22 protein-coding genes, 2 pseudogenes and 1 riboswitch are annotated in these 20,242 nt (G+C 34.2%); of the genes and pseudogenes, 11 read left to right on the forward strand and 13 right to left on the reverse strand.

The window, feature by feature from the left end; all coding sequences use genetic code 11:
- Positions 1 to 109: 109 nt before the first annotated feature.
- The 6 genes from CP370_RS01150 to CP370_RS01175 form a co-directional block, all read right to left on the reverse strand.
- The gene (locus CP370_RS01150) at positions 110 to 1,291 is read right to left on the reverse strand and encodes a CPBP family intramembrane glutamic endopeptidase (protein WP_087713467.1); all 1,182 of its coding nucleotides are present in this window, start codon (positions 1,289 to 1,291) and stop codon (positions 110 to 112) included.
- A 92-nt stretch (positions 1,292 to 1,383) separates the two neighbouring features.
- Complete coding sequence (locus CP370_RS01155) at positions 1,384 to 1,608, reverse strand: 5'-nucleotidase (RefSeq protein WP_087713387.1); 225 nt, start codon at positions 1,606 to 1,608, stop codon at positions 1,384 to 1,386.
- 159 nt (positions 1,609 to 1,767) lie between these two features.
- Complete coding sequence (locus CP370_RS01160) at positions 1,768 to 2,757, reverse strand: ribose-phosphate pyrophosphokinase (protein ID WP_004896145.1); 990 nt, start codon at positions 2,755 to 2,757, stop codon at positions 1,768 to 1,770.
- Between the two features lie 82 nt (positions 2,758 to 2,839).
- Complete coding sequence (locus tag CP370_RS01165) at positions 2,840 to 3,202, reverse strand: hypothetical protein (protein WP_004896146.1); 363 nt, start codon at positions 3,200 to 3,202, stop codon at positions 2,840 to 2,842.
- Between the two features lie 86 nt (positions 3,203 to 3,288).
- On the reverse strand, positions 3,289 to 3,951 hold the full coding sequence (locus tag CP370_RS01170) for an alpha/beta fold hydrolase (protein ID WP_087284378.1): 663 nt from the start codon (positions 3,949 to 3,951) through the stop codon (positions 3,289 to 3,291).
- A 24-nt stretch (positions 3,952 to 3,975) separates the two neighbouring features.
- On the reverse strand, positions 3,976 to 4,806 hold the full coding sequence (locus tag CP370_RS01175; protein ID WP_087713388.1) for a glycosyltransferase family 2 protein: 831 nt from the start codon (positions 4,804 to 4,806) through the stop codon (positions 3,976 to 3,978).
- 122 nt (positions 4,807 to 4,928) lie between these two features.
- Between CP370_RS01175 and CP370_RS01180 the strand changes: the two genes are divergently transcribed.
- Positions 4,929 to 5,897 carry a DUF1002 domain-containing protein gene (locus CP370_RS01180; RefSeq protein WP_011161330.1) on the forward strand — a complete coding sequence of 323 codons (969 nt, stop codon included), beginning with the start codon at positions 4,929 to 4,931 and terminating at the stop codon, positions 5,895 to 5,897.
- Between the two features lie 169 nt (positions 5,898 to 6,066).
- Here CP370_RS01180 and CP370_RS09820 read toward each other — a convergent pair whose 3' ends face one another.
- On the reverse strand, positions 6,067 to 6,231 hold the full coding sequence (locus CP370_RS09820; protein WP_180707145.1) for a hypothetical protein: 165 nt from the start codon (positions 6,229 to 6,231) through the stop codon (positions 6,067 to 6,069).
- Positions 6,232 to 6,314: 83 nt separating this feature from the next.
- The gene (locus tag CP370_RS01185; RefSeq protein ID WP_011161329.1) at positions 6,315 to 7,046 is read right to left on the reverse strand and encodes a ribonuclease H family protein; all 732 of its coding nucleotides are present in this window, start codon (positions 7,044 to 7,046) and stop codon (positions 6,315 to 6,317) included.
- A gap of 88 nt (positions 7,047 to 7,134) precedes the next feature.
- On the opposite strand from CP370_RS01185, the gene CP370_RS01190 reads away from it, so the two are divergent.
- Genes CP370_RS01190 through cls form a run of 3 tightly spaced genes read left to right on the forward strand, consistent with a single transcriptional unit; the run spans position 7,135 to position 10,266 of the window.
- Complete coding sequence (locus tag CP370_RS01190) at positions 7,135 to 8,061, forward strand: alpha/beta hydrolase (protein ID WP_087713389.1); 927 nt, start codon at positions 7,135 to 7,137, stop codon at positions 8,059 to 8,061.
- Between the two features lie 23 nt (positions 8,062 to 8,084).
- Positions 8,085 to 8,792, forward strand: a complete 708-nt coding sequence (locus tag CP370_RS01195; protein ID WP_012845474.1) for a zinc metallopeptidase — start codon at positions 8,085 to 8,087, stop codon at positions 8,790 to 8,792.
- 4 nt (positions 8,793 to 8,796) lie between these two features.
- Positions 8,797 to 10,266, forward strand: coding sequence for a cardiolipin synthase (gene cls, locus CP370_RS01200; RefSeq protein ID WP_087713390.1), 1,470 nt, complete (start codon positions 8,797 to 8,799; stop codon positions 10,264 to 10,266).
- Positions 10,267 to 10,333: 67 nt separating this feature from the next.
- Here the strand turns inward: cls and CP370_RS01205 are convergent, their stop codons facing one another.
- Positions 10,334 to 10,810 carry a hypothetical protein gene (locus CP370_RS01205; protein WP_004898523.1) on the reverse strand — a complete coding sequence of 159 codons (477 nt, stop codon included), beginning with the start codon at positions 10,808 to 10,810 and terminating at the stop codon, positions 10,334 to 10,336.
- Positions 10,811 to 10,936: 126 nt separating this feature from the next.
- Here CP370_RS01205 and CP370_RS01210 point away from each other — a divergent pair, with 126 nt between their 5' ends.
- The 3 genes from CP370_RS01210 (at position 10,937) to CP370_RS01220 (ending at position 13,066) form a co-directional block, all read left to right on the forward strand.
- Positions 10,937 to 11,650: an NAD-dependent protein deacylase gene (locus tag CP370_RS01210; protein WP_087713391.1), complete on the forward strand. Its 714-nt coding sequence runs from the start codon at positions 10,937 to 10,939 to the stop codon at positions 11,648 to 11,650.
- Between the two features lie 116 nt (positions 11,651 to 11,766).
- Positions 11,767 to 12,297 carry a methylated-DNA--[protein]-cysteine S-methyltransferase gene (locus CP370_RS01215; protein WP_087713392.1) on the forward strand — a complete coding sequence of 177 codons (531 nt, stop codon included), beginning with the start codon at positions 11,767 to 11,769 and terminating at the stop codon, positions 12,295 to 12,297.
- Positions 12,284 to 13,066, forward strand: a complete 783-nt coding sequence (locus tag CP370_RS01220; RefSeq protein ID WP_087713393.1) for a TerC family protein — start codon at positions 12,284 to 12,286, stop codon at positions 13,064 to 13,066. The genes CP370_RS01215 and CP370_RS01220 overlap by 14 nt, the downstream gene beginning before the upstream one ends.
- Here the strand turns inward: CP370_RS01220 and CP370_RS01225 are convergent.
- A complete protein-coding gene (locus CP370_RS01225; protein ID WP_087713394.1) occupies positions 13,063 to 13,425 on the reverse strand; it encodes a DUF488 domain-containing protein in 363 nt (120 codons plus the stop codon). The two genes, CP370_RS01220 and CP370_RS01225, sit on opposite strands and share 4 nt — an antisense overlap.
- Positions 13,426 to 13,500: 75 nt before the next feature.
- On the opposite strand from CP370_RS01225, the gene CP370_RS01230 reads away from it, so the two are divergent.
- From CP370_RS01230 to CP370_RS09915, 4 genes and pseudogenes are all read left to right on the forward strand, one after another.
- Complete coding sequence (locus CP370_RS01230) at positions 13,501 to 14,127, forward strand: DNA-3-methyladenine glycosylase (RefSeq protein ID WP_087713395.1); 627 nt, start codon at positions 13,501 to 13,503, stop codon at positions 14,125 to 14,127.
- 47 nt (positions 14,128 to 14,174) lie between these two features.
- Positions 14,175 to 14,348: riboswitch (Lysine riboswitch) on the forward strand.
- A 114-nt stretch (positions 14,349 to 14,462) separates the two neighbouring features.
- Positions 14,463 to 16,076 carry an ABC transporter substrate-binding protein/permease gene (locus tag CP370_RS01235; protein ID WP_012845467.1) on the forward strand — a complete coding sequence of 538 codons (1,614 nt, stop codon included), beginning with the start codon at positions 14,463 to 14,465 and terminating at the stop codon, positions 16,074 to 16,076.
- Positions 16,066 to 16,824, forward strand: coding sequence for an amino acid ABC transporter ATP-binding protein (locus CP370_RS01240; RefSeq protein WP_012845466.1), 759 nt, complete (start codon positions 16,066 to 16,068; stop codon positions 16,822 to 16,824). The genes CP370_RS01235 and CP370_RS01240 overlap by 11 nt, the downstream gene beginning before the upstream one ends.
- Before the next feature lie 251 nt (positions 16,825 to 17,075).
- A pseudogene (locus CP370_RS09915) lies at positions 17,076 to 17,342 on the forward strand (hypothetical protein).
- An 81-nt stretch (positions 17,343 to 17,423) separates the two neighbouring features.
- On the opposite strand, the gene CP370_RS01250 reads toward CP370_RS09915, so the two are convergent.
- From CP370_RS01250 to CP370_RS01260, 3 genes and pseudogenes are all read right to left on the reverse strand, one after another.
- Entirely contained in the window at positions 17,424 to 18,353 is a 930-nt protein-coding gene (locus CP370_RS01250; protein ID WP_087713396.1) for an HNH endonuclease signature motif containing protein, read from the reverse strand.
- 1 nt (position 18,354) lies between these two features.
- Positions 18,355 to 18,999: a YfbR-like 5'-deoxynucleotidase gene (locus CP370_RS01255; RefSeq protein WP_004896187.1), complete on the reverse strand. Its 645-nt coding sequence runs from the start codon at positions 18,997 to 18,999 to the stop codon at positions 18,355 to 18,357.
- A gap of 114 nt (positions 19,000 to 19,113) precedes the next feature.
- Positions 19,114 to 20,239: pseudogene (locus tag CP370_RS01260) on the reverse strand (glycosyl hydrolase family 8).
- Positions 20,240 to 20,242 lie beyond the last annotated feature (3 nt).

The following is a 20,242-nucleotide window of genomic DNA, read 5'->3' on the forward strand; positions in this document are numbered from 1 at the left end:
AGTATTTAACATATACTAGAGACATTTCTTTTTATGAAATTAAAATTCTTGTATAGTCAATTAATTGGCTATTTTATTTGTTTGTATTATAACTTGCATGAGGAAATTGTCAAATTAGGCTTTGGTTTTTAATTAAAATTTGAACGTTATGATTGATTAAATCTTTATTCCTGATAAAAAGCAAAACCGCTAAAATTAACCAACAAGCTAAAGACAATATTGTTTGTTCAAAAAAACTTAAAATAGCAGAATTTCCAATTATTCCTATGGATGTTATAGAAAAAGCCACTACATCTATGAATGCATGGAGCAACATCGTTAACCATAACTTCCCGGTATAGAGTAATAAAACTGCCAAAAAGCACCCGACACCAAAGGCACTAACAATTTGATATCCTACATCTTTTATAGGAGTCTCATAAGGCGGTCTACTTAAAACATTTAAAATGTGAAGTGACGCAAAAATTAAGCTACTAATTATAATTGCCCATTCAATACGTCTTCTACTCTTCCTAAAAATAGCTAAAAGAAGCAGAAGATTAATGTATCGTTCATTTTCTTCAATTATTCCTGCTCGCCCACAACTGAAAAATAATTCCCAAATATTTTCAATTCTGTAAGATTTTGATGGATTAATCAAAGAAAGGTCCCAATTCCAGAAAACTTCACTCCATGAACGCGCCAAATAACTAAAGACAGAGAATAGACTAATCCAAATAGCCAAAACTACAGCTATTATTAATACAATTACGTTTCTTTTATTAGAAAAATTAAAAGGTAAATTAAAATGAAATCTATATCCCCACTCCCTAATTACAACGTATACATAAATAAAGACTGGTAATCCATAAATTATTGCTGAATTATTTAATCCATATAAAAGTGTATTTGGTTCTAAATTTTCCAATTTAGCCGGACTCGATCCAGCTATTACAGTGGTAAACCAAATAGTTGCAAGCAATTGAAAAAGTGGATTTTTTATTACTCCATATGCTTCTTTTGTGACGGGAATGATTACAACTAATAGTCCAGCAAGATAGAGAATATAGATAATTACGCTCATGTTAGGTAAAATTTCAATTAATAAACGCATAGAATAAGTAAGTTGATCAACAAAAATTACCGGAAGAAAAATAATACTTATCAATTGAAATATTTTTTTATTTTTTCTTACTAATAACGCGAGAATTAAAATTACTAAGTATACTTCAAAGTAAATATCATGATATCTAAAAATTAGAAGTAGAGCTAGTACAAGATTGATATAAAGCTGGATTTTTAAAACATTCATTTTCGTCACGAATATCACCTGAATTTTTAGTAAGTAAGAAATAAAGAGGAAAACTTGTGAATTTCCCTCTTTATTTCTCAAGAATATAATATTTATGGGTGACGCCAAGAACCATCGTCAAAGCCTCTACTATATCCTCCACCGCCTCCAATATAACTTTGTGCAGGTCCTAAAATCGTATTTTGCCAACTACCAGCAACAGACTTTACTTCTACTCTACTTACTTGGGCTGCTGAAGCTTTAGTTGCACTTAAACCTAGTGCACATATGCCCAGTCCTACAACACCTACGGCAGTAATAACTCTTGTTAGTTTCATTTTATTACCTCCTATATTTAAATTTTATTAAATTTGTTTTAATTATATTAGCTTTTACTTTAATAATCAATCTATTTTTTCATTTTTATATCAAAAAACGACTGATATCAGCTATAAACTAAGATCAGTCGTTTTTTTAATATTAAATTTTAATGTGAATTAGCCTTGAATTCTGTTTTGTTCATCAAAAATTTGGTGAATTGACTTATCGTTGTAAATGTAATCAATACCTTTAGCAAGTAAACGTGCTACAGATAAACGAACCATTCTATCTGGGTACTTCTTGTGCTTAATAGTATCAGTTACTACGATTTGTTCTACTGGCAATTCGTTCAATACATCGATCGCATTTTGAGAAAGTAGTGCGTGAGTTGCAGCAACATAAACCTTCTTAGCACCGGCAGCTAAGACTGATCTAGTTGAAGAAGCAACTCTAGAACCAGTATCAATCAAGTCATCAACGATAATGACTGTCTTGTCTTTAACGTCTCCAATCATATCATGAGCTTCTGCGTCATAACGTGCACCGCGTTGATCAACAATAGCAATTGGAGCATCGAAGTATGAACCAAAAGTACGTGCAAGTTTTGCACCAGAGTGATCAGGAGAAACAACTACTACATCATCATTTTCCTTACTTGCAATACCATTATCTAAGAAGTATTGAGCTAAAATTGGCATCGCATGTAAGTGATCAACTGGGATATTGTAGAAACCTTGAATTTGAGATGCATGTAAATCAACTGCAATTAAATCATCAATATCAGTCAATTGAAGCAAGTTAGCCAATAATTTTGCAGTAATTGGTTCACGTGAACGATTCTTAGTATCTTGACGAGAATATGCCATATAAGGAATTACTACGTTAACAGAGTGAGCAGATGCACGATGTAAAGCATCCAATACAATCATTAATTCCATGAAGTTTTCATTCACAGGATCTTGAATAGATTGAATTACGTAGACATCACAACCTCTAACACTTTCTGTAATGTTTACTTGAATTTCTCCATCACTAAAGTGTTGAACAGCAGTTTCAAGTAATGGCTTATCTAAAGCAGCCGCAATTCTTTCTGCTAGAGCTTGGTTTCCACCAAGTCCGATTAATTTCATTGGGTGCAACATTTCGTGCAATTCTTCTTTTTTCATTAATTTGCCCTTCCTTGTAAAATTAACAGCTATTCTTATTATAACGAAAAATTCCTATTTTGCTCTACTTTTCAGCTGTAGATTATAAATGATTATTTTCAGCTGCCTTAATTTGATCTAAACGACCAACAACATAAGTATAAAAATCTTCTGCATCTTGTGGGTTTGTATTTTCAAAAGCACGTAAAATAATGGCTAGCTCGTCTTTCCCCATTTGATGTAAGGTGGCAGTTTGATAAAGCATGGGATTATCTCCTTTAGGTACTAATTTTAGAAAGCCGTTAATTAATAGATGTGCTTTTTTATAAACTACTGCTTGCAGACTATGAATATCTAACACTACTTCACGCTTACCTAAAAATAAAGGTCCTGTATGCTTCACAGTAATCTTATCTCCCTCTACTACCATTTCTCCATTCATTCCCTGCACTACTATTTCTTTCATAATCCTTATCCTCTGACTCGTTAATTTATACTTTATATATTAATTCTATCTGATTTAAGTACAAAAAGAAAAAGAGGACTAGTAAACTAGTCCTCTTTACAAAAATCTTTAATTAAATCTAATAATTTTAAGCTATGAACAACATAACTGTAGTGAGTTTGACGCGGCATTAAGACTAAGCGACAATTAGGTAATAATTGACTATACCAACGAACATGTTCGACTTTAACCCAATCTCTTTCTCCAACTACACATAGAGTAGGAGTTTTTATTCGCTTTAGTGTTTCAACAGGGATATGACTTTCTCTTAAAGCAACCTTACTATCTCGATCCCCTTTAAAAAATCCACGAATTGTATTAGCAGCAATATGTTTTGCGTTCACACCATTTCCATTAACATAAGTACCTGCAACTATTACTTTAAAAACTAATTCTGGAGCTTGCGCAGCTAAAGAAAGGGCTACTAAACCACCGGAGCCAAAACCTAAGATATATGGCTTATCTAACTTAAGTGCGTTAATAAAGACCCGTAAGTCTTCTACTTCTGTTTGATAGTGTTCACTAGCCTCTCCTTCACTTAGTCCATGACCACGCATGTCAGGAACTACCACAGTATAATATAAAGAAAGGGGCGCAACTAGCTTATCAAAGATCCCACCGTCTTGATGATGTCCATGCAATAAAATTAAGGGATGTCCTTTACCTAATTTTTGATAGTAAATTTTTACCCCATTAACTTTTACTTTCATATTGATTCCTTTAGTTGTAAGTTCTTATAAATCTTGATGGTCAAAATCGCTTAAAGATGCCTTTTTGACGATTTTTTTACTTTCCTTTTGAGTCTCACGCTCTACCATCAAACTTTTAATAATTTGGCGCCAAACCCGATAATTTGCTCTAAAATTATCAGGTATTTTCTTTGGATTAAGGTCGTGAACCATGCTATCTGCTCGCTGCCAATAATGATAATAAGGCGTTGAGCTATAGTAAAAGCCATTAGTCAAAGACACATATTTAACATTGAAAATCTGATCTTCCATGAATGCCAGATCTTCTACAAATCGCAAGTGATACTTTTTAATGATGCTAATTTTGTATCCCTTATTCCAGGTATAACCCTTAACAGGGGACCCAAATACATTAGTCATCTTTAAATAAGCCTCTCTTTTGTCAATTAGCCCACCACTTTGCTTGTTTCCTACAGGATGACTCTCATGACGTTTTTCTGAATCAATCCAAAAACCACAAGAAACAATATCAACATCTGGATGCTCACCAAAGGCTCTGACAAAGTAGGCAGTATAGCCTGAATCTACCCAATCATCTCCATCATGAAAAGTAAAATATGGTGTAGTTACGTGAGTCATTCCAACATTTCTAGCGTCAGAAAGCCCTCCATTTTTCTTATTAATAATATCAAAATAAAGAAACCGATCCCGGTATGACTCGGCTATTTCACGAGTTCTATCCTTTGATCCGTCATTAACAATTAGTAATTTAAAATTTCTATCTTTTTGTTTAGCTAAAGCGTCAAGTGCCCGACCTAAATACTTTTCCATATTGTAGACGGGCATAATTACCGTTAACATTGGCTGGCGTAACACGGCGTCTGCCTCCTTTTGCTTATGATTATAACATCTTAATACTTATTTACATAATTCAGTTAACTATTTAGGTTATAATATAGCTATCAAATGAGTATATTTCATAAGGAGAAAATTTTATTATGAAAAAAATACTGACTACACTTGTTGCTATCTTATCAAGTGGAATCTTAGGGCTAAGTGCCATTACTAATACTAAAACTGCTAAAGCCGATGATAATGACACTCCTGTTGTAACATTAGGTACATCCCTGACTGCCTCTCAAAAACAAGGCACGATTGATACCTTAACCCAATCATTAAATGGCGCTAATTATACTACCATTACCATTACTGGATCCGATCTTGTAAAATACCTTAATCCGTCTGGTTATGACTTTACTGATAACTCCGGCGTTTGGTCTAGTGCCATGGTTCAAAAGACTAGCTCTGGTAGTGGTATTAATGTTCATATTTTACCTTATAACGGTCATAATAACATTACAACTATTACAGCTAACCAATATAAAAATGCAGCCCTAACTGCCGGAATATCTGATGCAGATATTTATGTAACTTCTGCTACTCCCATTGATGGATCAGGTGCTTTAGCCGGTGTTTATGCAGCCTATGCCAAAAATGGTGATTCTTTGAACCAAAAGCAAATTAATGCGGCACAAACTGAAATGAACACTTTGAGCAAAATTACTAGCCAAAATAAAGGTAAAGACGGCTACTCGGATGCTCAATTAAATAATGCAGTTGCTGGTGCTAAAAAAGAAATGGCTAAGCAAGGTCAAAATATTTCTGATAGCCAAGTTAGAGATATTGTTAACAATCAAATTAACATTAACCACCTTGGTGACACTATTACTAACAATCAAAAAGAACAAATTATCAATGTTCTAATCAAAGTTAAAAATTCCGGTGCCTTAAAGGATAAGAATTTCCAACAACAAGCTAGCCAATTAACTGATCAAATTCAATCAGGGGCTAAAAACATTTTTTCTAAATTTAATACTCCAGAAACTAGAAATTGGTTCCAAAAACTAATCGATTCTATCGTTAGCTGGTTCAGAGGTATCTTTGGCGGTGCAATTATCTTAAACTAAAACCTAAGAAAAAAAGACGACTACTTTGTAGTCGTCTCCGTCGTCAAAACTAGTACCTGCGTGCGTTCTAGTCTTTCACTTATTATTATAGCAACTACTAAAAAAAGTGCATCAAAAAAGTCTGCAAAATTGCAGACTTTTTTTATTTAGCAAGCGGATTTTTTAATAATTAGTTTGTTTCAGTTGACTCAGTAGTCTCAGTCGAATTTTCAGTACTATCATCAGATTCTTCGTCTTCAACTACATCTTCGCCACTATTACTGTTTTTATCTATAAGCTTCTTGGTTACAGCAGCTGCTGCACCAATACCAACTACTTTAAAGAACTTTTTCATAATATCACCTCATTTAAATTGGTTTATGCGCTTTCACTTCTGATTATAGTCTCTCTTAGTGATATTACGAATTTTTGAACTTTCTATTTCATTTGATCCATATATTTATTGAGCTCGTGATCAACGAAATTATTTCCTTGATTGTCAGCATGTCCCTTGGTCCAGCTAAATTCACTGTCAGAAAAGTGTCCCAATAAACTATCTAGTTTCTTCCATTCAGAAGCATTAATCAAAGGCCCATTTGATCTCTTCCAGCCACGCTTCTTCCAGCCCTCAATCCAGTGTTTATTGATTCCATTTAAAACATATTGTGAATCTAAAACAAACAATAAGTGCTTGTCATTGAATTTTAGCTCAATTAATTTTTCCAGTGCATTGATTAGTCCGAGTAGCTCCATTTTATTATTTGTGGCACCAAATTCTCCCCCAGAACCATATGTACGTCCATTATCCCATTCAATTAAATAAGCCCAAGCTGCTTTATCGGTCTCATTGACATGACCGCCTTTATGAACACCAGTATTTCGAGATCCTCCATCAGTGTAAATAGTGGCAAAATAGTCAGCCGAAGTCTTAGAGTTGGCTTGAGATGCTCCACTAGCTGACTTAATTTTTTTAATTGCATTACTTAAAGAATCTTCTTTAACAATATCAGGTTGTGTTTCCTTGTTCCAATCTAGATATTCAGTTGCATCAGTGATTTTTTCAAAAGATTTATACTCTGCACCAGAGAATCCATCTACTTGCTTTTTAGCATCTTCCCATGTTCGATAAACACCTGGTGTGCGGCCATTTTTTACTGCGTAGTATTTCATAATTATTCCCTTCTTCATTTGCTCTAACCTATAAAATGTTAGAATAATTTTAACGCTAAAATTACAAAGAAAGAAGGGAGGAAATAGAGTGTTTTTTATCCAGAAAAAATATAGTGAAGAAGTCGAAAAAAATAATAAGCATAAAAACAAAGAGCCTAGCATTGCTCGAATGACTTTTTTAGGTTTAATGGCTACTTTTACCCCTACTCGCTGGCTCCTACGGATGCACAAAAGAAAAGTTGAAGACAGCTCGACTACTGAAGAAGTAGATTCAACAATGGAGCAGATACCTGTTTTTTATGTGCATGGTTTTCGCGGAGGAGATTATACGACAAATAAAATGGTTCAAGCTGCCTGTGAGGCAAAAGGCACTGATAAGTTTCTTAAAGCTACAATTGATCCATTTGGTAATTTCATCTTAGAAGGAACTTGGACAGCAGATAAGCAGCCCATTGTGCAACTTATTTTTAAGGATCGAATTGCTGGTGTTTATGCTAGTTCTTATTATCTTCGAGCAACTCTTTCTTATTTAAGTAAAAGATATCATTTTAAAAAATATAGTGCTGTCGCCCATTCCTTAGGAGCTCCTTCAGTAATCAAAGCGGAAATGAAAACTAGCTTAAGAAAAAATTTTCCACATCTAGATCACTGTGCCTTGATTGCAGGACCTTTTGATGGAGTAATGTATTTGGGTGATTTGCCTAACGTCAATCGTCTTAATGAAAAAGGGCGACCCATTTTAATGAGTCTGTCCTATATGGGGATGCTTTTTAATCAGAGACGTTTTAACCCCAATATTTCAGTTTTAAATATTTATGGAAATATTTTAGATGAAACTAATACGGATCGGTTTATTTCTGTTGTTTCTGCTAAATCGATTCGCTACATTCTCGCTCCTGTTGCTCATGCCTTTCAAGAAGTAGAAGTGAGGGGAGATGCCGCTGAGCACAGTGTTTTACACGATAATCCTTTTGTAATTAATATTATTAACAAGTTTTTGAAGTTAAGTGATTAATTTTATAAAGAAAGAAAATAATTATGTACTATATGCCATTTTTTTATGACCCATATTTTTGGATGATTATTCTAGGTGTAGCAATTTCAGGCTGGGCCTCAATGAATGTTAATTCAACTTTTAATCGTTATGATCAAGTTCGAAATCAAGGAAACTATACTGGTAAAGCCGCTGCCCGTTATATTCTTGATCAAGCTGGTCTATACGAAGTAGAAATTCGTGAAGTTGCCGGCAAGTTGACTGATAACTACAATCCCACCAATAAAGTTCTAAGTCTTTCACAATCAGTCTATAATTCCTCTTCAATTGCGGCGGTTGGCGTTGCAGCGCACGAAGTTGGCCATGCCTTGCAAGACGCTAGTGATTATGCCCCAATGAGAATGCGTTCCGCATTAGTGCCAATTGTTTCTCTTGGTTCCAATTTATCAATGCCACTAATTCTTTTAGGATTAGTCTTAGGAATGAACCAAACCCTAATTAAAATTGGTATTTGGTGCTTTGCCTTAGTTCTGCTTTTCCAAGTAGTAACATTACCGGTTGAATTTAATGCTTCTCATCGTGCTTTGCGGATGCTAAATAATGGGGCTATTTTATCCCCACAAGAAATGCCAATGGCCCGTAAAGTCTTATTTGCAGCAGCTTTAACATATGTCGCAGCCGTTTTAACAAGCATGTTACAATTGTTTAGACTTCTACTCATTTTTGGAGGCCATAACAACGATAATAATTAATTAGTTGGGAGGGATACCTATTTTTTCGAATGAATTTTGGGCACTTCTTTGGGCTGTCAACACAATCTTAACCTTCTATGTTGTATTCCACCGAAAAAGATCTGTCGCTACTTCTTGGGCATGGTTAATTATTTTACTAATTTTTCCAATTTTAGGCTTTATTTTATATGGTTTTATTGGACGTGGATTATCACAAGAAAATCTTTTTGCCATTAACAATCAAAACCATATTGGTTTAAACAAAGTAAATAAGATGATCCCACGTGTTCCTAAATCCACTGGATCAACAGACACTTCTAAAGAAGCCAAAATTTTAATTGATTACTTTAACTTTAAACACGATTCCCCCCTTTCTAAAAACAACAAAATTAGTTTTTATACTGATGGCGAAAAGAAGTTTGAAGCTCTTTTTAAAGACATCGAACAAGCTCAAGAAACAGTTAATGTTGAATATTATTCCTTCATGAATGATGATTTAGGTAATAAATTTCTTAATTTATTAATCAAAAAAGCTCGCGAAGGTGTTAAGGTAAGACTTATCTATGATCCTTGGGGTTCTTCTGGAGCTTCAAAGACTTGGTTTAAACCTTTAACTGATTTGGGCGGTGAAGTTGTAGCCTTTATCACATCTCAAAACATGATTAAAAAGTATCGGATGAATTATCACCTTCACCGTAAAATTGTCGTTATAGATGGGCGAATATCTTGGACGGGCGGCTTTAATGTTGGCGACCAATATGTCAGTAAAAGCAAAAAATTTGGTTACTGGCGTGACACTCATCTTAGAATAGTGGGCTCTGCCTCTCTCCTCCTGCAAGAGCGTTTTGTAATGGATTGGAATGCTTCAATTACTGATAAAAATCAGACAATTTCATTTAATGAAAAACTATTTCCAAAAATTGAAGAAAATCAGCTAACAGAAGATGATGTTGCAACTCAAATTGTTTCAGATGGTCCTGATACTTCTACGCCATATTTACGTAATGGCATGATTAGAATGATGATGATGGCTAGAAAAACACTCTGGATTCAAACACCCTATCTTGTTCCAGACGATCCAATGATTGCCACTTGGGTTATTGCGGCTCATTCAGGCGTTGACGTGCGTATCATGATTCCTTCAATGCCTGATCATCCCTTTATTTACCGCGCTACACAGTGGTACGCAAATTACCTGCTCCATGAAGGAATAAAGATCTACGTTTATGACAATGGTTTTATTCACGCAAAAACCGTCATGGTTGATGATCGCTTTGCTGCAGTTGGATCAATGAATCAAGACTTTCGGTCATATAGCTTAAACTTTGAGACTGATGCAGTCTTCTACGATAAAAATATTACCCGGGAATTAAATCATATTTTTGAAAAAGATTTAGCTAAATGTACAGAATTGACTTTAGAAATTACCGATAATTGGTCGCGTTATCTTCGATTTAAACAAGCTTTTTCTAGATTACTTTCTCCCATTCTATAAAATAAAAAGGATAGATCCTCCTTACTCGCAATATGAGTACTTAGAGATCTACCCTTTTTTATTAAATTTACATCATTGATTGGACTTCTATTCCAACATTTGAGCCGAGATATTTTCTGATATTAACAATCACATCACTAACCTGCTGTGAGAATCTAAGATAGTAAGCCTGACGATTATTAGTTTGAAAGATGGCCATTACAGTTGGCTTTTTAGGATTGGGAACTGTAATTAATGTAACGTGAGCAATATCGCTATACTTAACTGTTCGCTTAAAATATCCACTTACAACTAGACGCTTCTTAGCTAGCCCACTAACACCATCAATTATGCTCATTAGTAAAAATGTAGCAATAAAAACATTCATAAGAACTGTTGGATCAGTGAAATAATCTAAATAAAAACCGATTAGTAAAAAAATTAGAGCCCAGATAACTGAGGAACTTCTAAAGCGGGCCTTATAATCAATGTTTGCTTGCCAATACCAGCTATAAAAAATATAGCCAATCAGCAAAATATCAAAAGAAATATATAAAAGTGACATAATTTTCCTTCTAAAAGTATTTATTAACGTTAAAAATCTTACTTTAATTATAACAAATACCACTTTTTCTCTCAGCATTCTATAATTGACTTAGCTGAAAATTAATAATAGTAGGAGGTTTTAATTATGAATGTAGATAAGCAAATTGCTGCACTTCAAGCTGATCTTAATGCAGCTAATCATATTACCTACTTAACGGGTGCAGGCGTTTCAACTCCGTCGCATATCCCTGACTATCGTTCAAAAAATGGAATTTACAATGGGATTTCGGAAAGCCCAGAACAAATTTTAAGTGAAGAAACTCTTTTTCATCAACCAGCTAAATTCCATCACTTCGTAATGGGAAATATGTATTTTCCAGATGCAAAACCTAATATTATTCATCAAAAAATTGCTGCTAGTTGCAATAAAAATGGAACTTTAATTACTCAAAATGTAGATGGTTTAGATAAAAAAGCTGGCAATAAACACGTCATAGAATTTCACGGTGATCTTTATAATATCTACTGTACTAAATGTCATGAAAAAATTTCATATGACAACTACAAAAAATCATATCTTCATGAAAAAGATCAGGGAATTATTCGTCCCAGGATTGTTTTATACGGTGAACCAATTAACGAAAAAATTCTCACAAAATCTGTTGAAAAGATTCATGATAGCGATTTAGTTATTATTGCTGGAACAAGTTTTGTTGTTTATCCTTTTGCCCAACTTCTCGCCTATCGGCAAGCTAATGCCAAAATTTGGGTAGTCAACAACACTCCCGTACCAGCTCCCAGAGACGTTTCCACAATTATTTTTAATGCTGAAAAAGTATTTGACAAATTATATATATAACCGCTATCATTTTAACTAACATTTTATTTAATTTGTTTCCCTCCTCCTTATGTTATTTTTTGTTGTACAATATAAGGTACAGTTAATATATCAATTAAAAGAAAGGTTAGAATTAAATGCCACTTGCCCAAGCAAAAGTTTTCTATTATGATTTTGTTGAAATTAAACCATGGATCTATGAACTAGTCATTAGCAACTTGGGATTAGCATTTGTTGGATCAAAGAATAGTAACATTGAAGCATCCATTTTGGGATTCTATCCTAATCATATTTTGATTCAAGACTCAGAAAAACTTGCTCCTTATGTTCAACAATTAAAAGAATACTTTGCTGGCAAGCGCCGTTCTTTTACTGTTCCAATTGATTATTCAAGTTTTGGGACGCCATTTCAAAATAAGGTTGTAAAAACGATTGAAAATATTCCATATGGGACTACTATTTCCTATCGTGACCTAGCAGCTTCCATCAATGGTTCTACTTCAGTTCGATCAGTTGCCCATGCAGTAGCTTTAAACCCATCTTTAATTTTTATCCCAAGTCATCGTGTCGTTTTAGCTCCAGATAAGGTAGGAAGTTATAGAATGGGAGAGAAAGAAAAACAACGTTTAATAAATCTCGAAGAAGGCTATTTAAATGCAGATAATTAAACTTTATCAACCTTTTTTTGATGCTAATAATTGGGCTCACGTCTTAACTAGTGGTCAAGATTGGATGATGATTCTTACCCTAATTTTGATGGAATGCTTACTTTCCGTTGATAATGCCGTTGTCTTAGCCGCTCAAACACAGGTATTGCCTACTAAAGATGAACAGAGAAAATCCCTAGTTTATGGTTTATGGGGAGCCTATTTATTTCGTTTCATTGTAATCGGAATTGGTACTTACTTAATTAATTTCTGGGAAATTAAGTTATTAGGGGGCTTATATTTACTTTACTTAGTTTACAAGTACTTCTATGACGTTCGGCACCCTGAACTAGTTGCTAAAAAAGAAGAGGCTAAGAAAGAAAATCATAAGAAAAAGAACTCCAAAAAAAGAAAGCACCGTCTTTCCTTATTTTGGAGAACTGTGATCTCAATTGAGTCAATGGATATTGTTTTCTCAATTGATTCGGTTTTAGCTGCCTTAGCCATGTCAAATAACCCAGTAGTAGTTCTGGTTGGTGGAATGATTGGAATTTTATGCATGCGTGGCGTAGCCGAAATTATTATTAAGTTAATGGAAATTATTCCAGAGCTTCAAACTATGGCCTATGTCTTAATCTCAATTATTGCGATTAAATTGCTTATTTCATTACCACCATTAAACTTCAAATTACCTGATGCAATCTTTGCTGGTATTGTATTTGGCACGGTTATTTTAACAATTATTTTTCACTATGTACGACAAAATGTACATGGCAAGAAAATGCCTTAACTTAATTGTTGATCAATAAATTCCTTAAGTACAACTGCTTGGTTGTACTTTTTATTTTTAGCTCCATATAGGAAAAGAACATTTTCTTTGGCTAGTTTTTCTTTTATGTCTTTAATAAAAGCTGCTGTTGCTGGATTAGCTTTCAATTGCGCTATATACTTAGACTTGAATTCAGGATATTTATTATCTTCATGATTGAACCATTTTCTCAAATCATTAGTCGGCCCAATTTCTTTATCCCATTCATCCAAATGAGCCTTTACCTTGCTCATTCCTCTAGGCCATAATCGATCTACTAAAATTCGATAACCAGCTGGTTGTTCATGGTCATATATTCTAACTACCTTTATTTCATTCATGGTTACATTCCTCACTCTCTGCTAGTATTTCCCTTCAAATATGAGTGTACAACTTTTTTAGAAAGAAAAATTGATATGAATTACACAGAATTTTTCACTAATCGTTCTACAAGTGAAATCAGTAAAGACCTACTAGGTAGATCCTTGTCTTACAATAACGGAAAAGAAATTTTATCTGGTACTATTGTTGAAGCAGAAGCTTATGTCGGTATAAAAGACCGAGCTGCTCATTCTTATGGTGGCAGACGTACTCCTGCAAATGAGGGCTTATATCGTCCGGGTGGCAGTTTATATATCTATTCCCAAAGGCAATATTTTTTCTTTGACGTTTCTTGTCAAGAAGAAGGTGAACCGCAAGGAGTATTAATCAGAGCTATCGATCCTCTAACAGGAATTGACACGATGATTAAAAACCGTAGCGGTAAAACGGGGCCGCTTTTGACTAATGGACCTGGAAAAATGATGCAAGCCTTAGGGATTACTAGTCGTAAATGGGATTTGGTTGATTTGGCCGATTCGCCTTTTGATATTGATATCGATCACAAACGCGAAATAGAAGAAATTGTTGCCCTTCCAAGAGTAGGAATTAATCAATCAGATCCTGAATGGGCTCAGAAGAAATTAAGATTCATCGTTAGCGGTAATCCTTATGTTTCAGACATTAAGAAAAAAGACATCAAAAAAAATCACGGATTTATTTGACAAAAGATTAAAAATCGTTTAATCTTTTCATCAGTTAAATAAATCCCCAATGCAATAGAGGTTGCGATAATCACAGAATCTACTTGAGTACGCGAATACAGTGAGAGTATATTTTAGGATTACCGCCGAAACAAATTTTCTTTCGTGAAGTTAATTTGTTGGGATGTAAGAGAATATCTTACATACTGTCCTGGTCGTTCCCAGGGAGCGCTATATGATTTGGTTTAATTACTGATGATTTTCAAGCCTCGTTGTTTTTGGCAAACAACGAGGCTTTTTATTTACGCTTTTATTGTATTGGCTTTATTTGAAATAATTTTTGGAGGTATTTCAAAGTGAAGTCAAAAATAAGATGGTTTGGTGCTTTATTAGCCCTAATTTTAAGTTTAGTTATCGGTTTTAGCTTTAATTCTACTCAAACCGAAGCGGCTAAAAAAGAAGCACCCCTAAAAATCGGTATGGAAGCTAACTATCCACCATACAATTGGACTCAAACAACTGATGCAAATGGTGCGGTTCCAATTGATGGATCTAAGCAATATGCAAACGGATATGATGTCCAAATTGCAAAAATCATTGGTAAAAAGCTTCATCGTAAAGTAGTAGTAGAAAAAACCGAATGGGATGGATTATTACCAGCCTTAACTTCTGGAAAGATTGATTTAATTATCGCTGGTATGTCTCCTACTGCTGAACGTAGAAAGGCTATCAATTTCTCTGAACCTTATAGAAAAAGTACTTTCGTAGTAATTACCAACAAAGATGGGAAATTTGCTCAAGCAAAAGGCTTAAATGACTTTAAGGGAGCTAAATTAACTGCTCAACAAGGTACTCTTCACTACGACTTAATCAAGCAATTACATGGTGCTAAGCGTGAACCTGCAATGAGAAGCTTTTCTGCAATGCGTCAAAGTTTACAATCAGGTACTATTGACGGTTATGTTGCTGAAGATATTGAATATCAAAGTTACAAGACTGTTAACCCTAACATTGTTGCTGTTAACCTTAACAAGATGCAAGGATTTAAAGTTAGTCATGATGACTCAATTACTTCAATTGGTGTTAAGAAAGGTAACAATGAATTATTAGATCAAGTTAACAGTATCTTAAAAGGTGTTTCTAATAAAAAGCGTGACCAATTAATGGCCCAAGCTGTTAAGGAACAACCTCAAGCAGGCAGCAGTAAGAAGGAAAATTGGTTTATGTCAATTATGCGTCGCTACGGTTCAATGATCCTTGGCGGTGTTGGTATGACCCTTCTTTTAGCCCTAGTTGGTACTATCGCTGGTTTCTTCATTGGTTTACTTGTTGGTATTGTTAGAACTATCCCAACTCCTAAGTCTACTGGTAAAAGATGGGGTTTAAAGATTGTTAACTGGCTTTTAGCAGTTTATATCGAAGTATTCCGTGGAACTCCTATGATGGTTCAAGCAGCTGTTATTTACTACGGAATTGCTCAATTATGGCATCTTAACCTAAACCGTACCTTAGCTGCCTTAGTTATTGTTTCAATTAACACAGGTGCTTACCTAGCCGAAGTTATCCGTGGTGGTATTAACGCAACTCCTAAGGGACAATTTGAAGCAGCTTCTGCTCTTGGTATGACCCACTCTCAACAAATGTGGCACATTATTTTACCTCAAGCAATTAGAAACTCTCTACCATCAATTACTAATGAATTTATTGTTAACATTAAGGATACTTCAGTATTAAGTATTATTTCAGTTTCAGAATTGTTCTTTGTTGGTACAACCGTTGCCAGTCAAACCTTCGAATTCTTCCAAACTTACTTCATTATTTCAATGATCTACTTAATCTTGACATTCTCAATTACTAGAATATTTAATTTTATTGAAAGAAAACTTGAAGGTCCAAAGAACTACAACTTAATGGCTAACCAATTACAAGTAGAAGATCCAAAGGAGACTGGATTTGAACATGAACAATAATAACGAAGAAAACATTTTACAAGTACAACATTTACAAAAAAAATATGGTGATCATACAGTATTAAAAGATATTTCTTTTAATATTAACAAAGGAGAAGTAATGACCATTATTGGTCCATCTGGTGGTGGTAAATCAACCATGTTAAGATGTATTAATCTTCTTGAAGAACCAAGTAATGGAAAAATTCTCTTCCATGGAGAAAACATTCTTGATCCTCATTTTAATCGTAATACCTTCCGGTCTAAGGTCGGAATGGTATTTCAGCAATTTAACTTGTTTAACAATAAGAATGTCCTCCAAAACTGCATGATTGGCCAAGAAATGGTTCTTGGTCGCTCCAAAGAAGAAGCTAAAAAAGTTGCTATTGAAAACTTGAAGAAAGTTGGAATGTATCCATTTCTTACTGCAAAACCTCACCAGTTATCTGGTGGTCAACAACAACGTGTAGCAATTGCTCGGGCAATTTCTATGGATCCAGAAGTTCTGCTCTTTGATGAACCTACTAGTGCCCTTGACCCAGAAATGGTTGGTGAAGTACTTAACACCATGCAACTACTAGCTAAGACTGGACTAACAATGGTGATTGTTACTCACGAAATGGGATTCGCTCGTGATGTATCTGATCAAGTTGTCTTCATGAGTGATGGGGTTATTACTGAACAAGGAACACCACAACAGATCTTTAACGATCCCCAAGAAGAAAAGACTAAGAAGTTCCTACGTAACTTCAGAAATAATGAACTTTAAGCAAAATAATACAGAATTTGCTTTTACCCTATAAATTTAAAAAGGCTGATACTCTTTGTTATAAGCATTGAGATATCAGCCTTTTTATTAGTATATTATTATCTACCTATTTATTTTCAGCTTTAGCCTTTTAGCAAAGCATAAATTATTAAAATCATGATTTCTACGATCCATACTATTCCCGAAAAGAGCGAAAAGTCCCAATATACTAATTGAAACTTTATTAAATGTAAAAGAAAGGAAAATACATAATGTTTGATTTTGTATTTTGGGTTTTAGTAATCTGGTTTATTATAAATGTTATTTGGATGTGGTTTGTATTAAACAAACAATCATATCAAAAATCCTTTGCCTAGATTAATGTAGCAGCAGTGATTATTGGTTTTTGGGTTTACTAAGGTACTGGTGCTCACTCCGGTGGATTAGCTGATTGTTTCTTATGGCTAAATTGGCTTAACGTAGTTTTAGCTTGTCTTCAATTCTACTTTGGCTACCGAAAACTTAATAGTACTAATTAAGCTCTCAAAAAATACTTTAATCATCTAGAAAGGTTAGTATTCCACTATCAGTGTTATACTAGCCTTTTGTATTTATTAGAATTAAATAATTTCGCTATTTTCTCGCTCTTTTTCTAATTTCCAACCAATATCAAAGTATGTTTTGCGTTCATTACGCAAGGCACCATAGTCACTTTGCAAACTATCAATCGCGTCCTGTAATTTTTTATTTTGCTTCCGAATTGCATTTAATTCCGGATCATTCACAATTCCTTTTAAATGAACCTTGCCAGCCAAGTCTCTTTTAGCAGCTTGAAACTCTTCCTTCAAATTAGATAAAGCATCTTCATACTTAACTAACTTTTTATTTACGATAGTTAATTGATCGTTCAATTTAACAAATAATTGATATGGCATATTCGATTTAATCTTATTGCATTCACTACACGACAAAATTAAATTATCAAAGGAATTATCATGTGATAAAGAAACGGGATCTTTGTGATCTACACTCGTTCCCCGTCGGCCGCAATACTGACAGCGATAATTATACTTATGCCGAATTCGTTCCCGATCTACAAAGTCAACTTCATTTAAAGAAAAGTCAACTTCAATCCCCATCTTTTTCATATTTACTGCAAAATCAACATTATTCTCAGGAACATAGTCTATTTCATTATCTTCACTTTTAATAATTGCTAAATTAAACTCACGACGTGAAATTTGTTGCAAAGCAACTTCATTGCCATCATAATCTTGAATGAACGACTCATACTGTCGTCTATTATTATTGTCTACAATATAATGCTTTAAAGAATCCGGCTTAATCTGACCATTATTTTTCTTTCCTACAAAGCTATAAAGCATTACCTGGGAAATACTTTCAACTACCGGATTTTCATAGTTCTCTGCATCCAAATTTCTTGTTAAACAAATATCACAAATACTTGTCAACTTAGGGTTCATTAACCCTTCTTGCTTAAAATGAAGACTATCAAGTCGTAAACCACAGGATGCACACTGTAATTTCAACCTATTCTTCCCCCATTAACAAAATACTAAATGCAATTCTTTGCATTTTATCTTTACCGGCAAAATCGCCCTTAAATAAATCTGGCAAAATTTTCTTAATAAAATATTGAACACAAGTTAAATCATCAAACTTTTTAATAGTTTCAAGACTTTCTTTAAACATCTGCATGAACACAGGATTTGGATTTCCTAATTCAATTTCACCATAAGCTTCATAAAGTAAATCCAACTTATCACAAATAGATAAGATCTTACCTTCTAAAGTATCATCTTTTCCTTCAGATAGGCGTTTTGTATAAATTTTTTGAAATTCTTTTGGAATTTCATCCTTAATAAATTTAGCAGTCATGGTTTCTTCAACATCCCCAATCATCTTACGTAATTGTGGAGTTGCATACTTAACCGGTGTCTTGATATCACCAATAAAACGTTCAGTATAATCATGGTTAAGACTCTTTTCATAAAGAGCTTTCCAATTTACTTTTTGCTTACCAATGACTTCTTCGATATCTCCCATCATTTGAGCAAGTTCTGCTGTTCTAAAGCTATGATCAGCTACAGAATGGTGTTGATATTTAAAATATCCTGGTGCACGGTCAATCGACTCTAAACTATTAAAACCTTGAATATAGGCATTTAATCCCATAAAAACTTACCCCTTCCAGAAATATAAAAATGTCTAAAATTTCTACTATCATAGCAAAACCACTCTACTCTTGCAAATCAAAAATAGAGAAAGATTTAACACCTTAATCTTTCTCTATTTCTCTAATCCCGTCAACTCATTTGTATTTAAAGCAGCTAAAACAATCAATGTTGCATCGTAGTAATTATTAGCAGGAAGCGGTCTTGAAAAAATATATTTTTCATGTTCTACCAAAGTACCATATCCTTCATTTTAATACTTACTTGCGGCTACAAAGATCGGTGCACTAAAGCTCGCAGACTTATATGGATATAGGGGTTTTCCACTCAAGGTAAACCCACTCGATATTTCTTCTTTTTGCTTAAAAAACTTCAGCATTTTCTTTACGATATTATTGGCTTCTTTATCATTACTTGCTGCTAAGAGCATCGGAACTCGGCAAGCATTGGCGCTGTAATTACCATCATCTTTAGTTGCTACATCATTAGCCTTAGCAGGAGACGCCTGTTTTTGCCTTGAAATCCAGGCAAAATCCGGAACTAGTCCTGTTTTATGTTGGCTGCTAAGCTGTTGTAAATAAGTCAGCATCTGTGATTTTATTTCTATCCAGCTGTGGTCTCCAGTTGCTTGATAAAATTCTTCAAATGCTTCTGGCATTACATCCGATGTTCTCATTACATTATAAAAATGTGATTTCTTATTTGCCCAATTTCCTACAGTAATTATTTTAGCCGAACGATTGCTTTCTAACTTTTTGATATCACTGATTAGTTTAAAAGCTTGAGCTTTATATCCATGTCCTGGCCAAACTTTATCAGCTTCAAGCAATGCTTGGGCAATCATCATGTCGCCGTCACTTGCACTCACTGGATTATCCTGTAAGCTTCCCTTTTTATTTTCTTGTCTCCAGCTCATTAAGTTTGAATTAGACAATCGATGCCTTAAATAATAATTATCCAATTTTTGAAAATCAGTTTGGCTTCCTAAGTGCTTCTGTCCTGCCTTTACAGCTAGTAACATTCCATATCCCTGTGCTTCAGACAAGGCAAACGATGTCTTATTTTTTCCAGCTGCGTTAACATACTGCTCATTTTCACTTTGATTTTTTATATAATCCTCTCGCCAAACCTGATAGTATCTTTTTTCTATCGTGCGATCATTGCTTAATCCTTACATATACAATAATTCCTAAATAAGCTACTATCACACCTAAAATCAAGATTAAATTTTTAACTCTCATGCC

The organism is Lactobacillus sp. UMNPBX19, assembly GCF_002553805.1.
GTDB lineage: Bacteria > Bacillota > Bacilli > Lactobacillales > Lactobacillaceae > Lactobacillus.